This is a genomic window from Dietzia sp. SLG310A2-38A2, from assembly GCF_014145095.1.
GTDB lineage: Bacteria > Actinomycetota > Actinomycetes > Mycobacteriales > Mycobacteriaceae > Dietzia.
The window spans coordinates 1-2721 of record NZ_JAALDX010000456.1 but is presented as its reverse complement, the minus strand read 5'-3'; the positions used below and the strand labels follow the sequence as shown (position 1 = coordinate 2721).

General features: G+C 72.5%; 1 protein-coding gene. It reads right to left on the bottom strand.

The features are described from left to right. Positions 1–14 precede the first annotated feature (14 nt). Positions 15–2721 (bottom strand): Pls/PosA family non-ribosomal peptide synthetase (locus G6027_RS15015; RefSeq protein WP_182637874.1); only part of this gene is annotated, 2707 nt, incomplete at its 5' end.

Sequence of the window (2721 nt, the reverse complement as noted above, 5' to 3'; positions counted from 1 at the left end):
CCAGTCGGGCCGGCTCAACCCCGCCAGGGCGCGATCGGGTTGCCCTGCCAGCGGGTGCCCGGGGGGATGCGGTCGCCGCGCATGACCAGCGACGCCGGGCCCACGGTGGAGCCGTCGCCGATCGAGGACGCCGGGAGGGTCACACAGTGGCAGCCCAGGGTGGCGCCGTCGGCCATCGTCACTCGGTCGATCTGCATGATGCGGTCGTGGAACAGGTGGGTCTGCAGAACGCAGCCGCGGTTGACGGTGACGCCGTCGCCCAGCGAGACCAGGTCGGCCTCGGGGAGCCAGTAGGACTCACACCACACGCCGCGGCCGATGCGCGACCCGAGCAGCCGCAGCATCACGGTGAGGATCGGGGTGCCGGTGGCGGGCCGGGCCATCCAGGGCGCGGCCAGGAGTTCGACGAACGAGTCGGCGACCTCGTTGCGCCACACGAAGGAGGACCACAGCGGTTGTTCGCCCGCACGGATCCTGCCCACCAGGAGCCACTTGGCCAGGACCGAGACGAGCAGGGCCACCAGTCCGGCGTACGCGAGGGTCACCCCGGAGGTCAGCGCCGCGACACCGAAGCCCCACTCCCGGTGGATCTCCTGCATCACCACCAGGGCGCTGACCAGCAGGAGGAACGAGAGCCACACGGGTACCAGGCGCAGGGTCTCCCACGCGCCGCGGGCGACCTTGAGACGTCGGGGCGGCCGGTAGGTGCGCGCGTCGCTCTCGCCGTCGCTCGCGGCCCTGGGCAGCTTCTGCGGGGGCGAACCGAGCCACGAGGTGCCCTTCTTGGCCTTCTGTGGTGCAGAGGACAGGACGGCCACCAGCCCACGCGCGGGGACCTTGCGGCCGGCTGAGGCGATGCCCGAGTTGCCCAGGAACGCGCGCTTGCCGACCTGCGCCTGCTCCAACCGCATCCACCCCGATCCCAGTTCGTACGGCGCGACCATCGTGTCGTCGGCGAGGAACGCCCCGTCACGGACGGTGGTCAGCGAAGGGATGAGCAGGACGGTCGAGGCCTCCACGTCCTTCCCGATCCTCGCGCCCAGCGCCCGCAGCCACATCGGGGTGAGCATCGAGGCGTAGAGCGGGTACAGCCAGTTCCGGGAGGCGTCCATGATGCGCTCGCTGCACCAGGCCTGCCACGCGATGCGGGAGTGGACCGGGTGGAACCCCTCTCGCAGACCCACGGAGAGCACACGGACCGACGCCAGCGTGAGAGCGGCGAACAGCGCGAGGGCGACCAGTGTCCCGGGGGCGGACCACAGAGCGGTACGGAGGAACAGCTGTCCGGGGGTCGCGGCGTCCCGTGCGCCCCAGGCCACCACCGCGAGTCCGGCGGCCAGGGCGAGCAACGGCATCGCACCGAGCGCCACCGCGGAGAGTTGGTAGACCAGGCTCCACACGCGGTTGTGGGGTGCGGGCTCGGCCGGCCAGCTCGAACCCCGCTTGCCCCGTTTGAGTGCAGGTGAGCCGGCGTAGCGCTTCCCGGCCTTGACGGTCCCCACCACGGCGGATCCGATCTCGACGTGCGCGCCGCGGCCCACCACCGCGCCGGGGAGCAGCGTGGACCGGGCTCCGACCACCGCGTGTTCGCCGATCTCCACGGCCCCGATGTGCAGGATGTCGCCGTCGATCCAATGTCCGGCCAGGTCGACCTCCGGCTCGATCGAGGCGCCGTCGCCCACGGTCAGTAGCCCGGTGACGGGGGGCAGGGTGTGCATGTCCACGCCGTGGCCGATCCTCGCTCCGAGCAGCCGCGCGAAGGGCGTGAGCCAGCCGGCGCCCTCGAGGTTCGCGACCCCGGAGACCTCGACCAGCCGTTCGGCCGCCCAGAGGCGCAGATGGACCGACCCACCCCGCGGATAGGTGCCCGGCGTGACCCCGGACGTGAGGGCCCGGCACAGGAGACCCGTCACGACCATCCGGCCTGCGGGCAACAGCAGCAGCACCGCGAGGATCCCGAGCACCCACCACGAGACCGGGCGCGCCCAGGGGGCGCCCACGGAGGCGGCGACGTTGTTGGCGATCCCCAGCCAGGTGAGCCACTGCAGCCCGGTGATCGTGAGAAGCGGGAGGGTGGCCAGGACCTGCACCACCTGCGCGCCGCGCCCGACGGGTCTGACGTGCCGCGGTTCCACGGCGGCCACCGGTTCCAACTCGTCGAGGTACCCCGCGAAATCGCCCAGGCGCGGGCGGTCGTAGATGTCTCCCACCGTGACGCCGGGAAAACGCTCCCGGACCGCCACCACCACGTGGGCCGCGGCGAGGGAGCCGCCCCCCAGTGCGAAGAAGTCCTCGTCCACCCCGGAGACGTCGGCGCCGAGGGCCGAGGACCACAGTTCGGCCACCCACGCATCGGTGCCGTCCAGTTCGGTCTCCGCTGCCGAGGTCTGCGCCAGGGGCCACGGCAGGGCCGCGCGGTCGACCTTCCCCGACGTGCGGGTGGGCAGCTCGTCGACCAGGGTCAGCCGGGGGACCACACCCGCCGGCAGGCGGTCGCGCAGAATCCCGGCGGCGTCGGCGAGGTCGAAGTGCTCGGGGTCGTCGGCCACGAGGTAGGCCACGAGGACGGACTGGCCCGCGTCGGTCTTCTTCACCGCGGCGGCTCCGGCGCTCACGCCCGGCAGGGCGGACACCGCGGTGTCGACCTCGCCCAGCTCGAGTCTGCGTCCACCGATCTTGACCTGGTCGTCCACGCGCCCGGTGAAGTACAGGCCGTCGGCA